Origin of the sequence: Thermorhabdus hydrogeniformans (assembly GCF_049310025.1) — a bacterium.
GTDB lineage: Bacteria > Bacillota > Thermosediminibacteria > Thermosediminibacterales > Tepidanaerobacteraceae > JBJYKD01.
In genome coordinates this window covers 1-277 of the sequence record NZ_JBJYKD010000117.1, presented here as the reverse complement: position 1 = coordinate 277, position 277 = coordinate 1, and the positions used below count along the sequence as shown (strand labels likewise).

Here is a 277-nt window from a genome sequence, read left to right as displayed (position 1 = left end):
AATCCTGTTGTATTTACCCTGGGTGGATTGATCGAGGGCTGTAAGATCGGCCTGCCGCTCATTGGCAAAGGAGGTGAGATCCGGTTGTATATTCCGCCCGCATTGGGCTATGGCTATACTGATGTAAAAAATGAGGCCGATATTACAGTGATTCCGGGCGGGTCCATTCTTATCTTTTCGGTTGTTATGCAGGATTTTTACTGAGCGGAAATTTGTCCCCGCATACATCTTTCCTCATTTCCTGCTATCCGGCATATTCTCAGAGCGGATAATACCT

The 277-nt window shown here is 46.9% G+C and carries 1 protein-coding gene; it reads left to right on the top strand.

All coding sequences use genetic code 11. The annotated features are described in order from the left end of the window. On the top strand, window positions 1-204 hold a 204-nt coding region (locus ACKX14_RS15735; RefSeq protein ID WP_422449322.1), incomplete at its 5' end, for an FKBP-type peptidyl-prolyl cis-trans isomerase. Window positions 205-277: the final 73 nt, after the last annotated feature.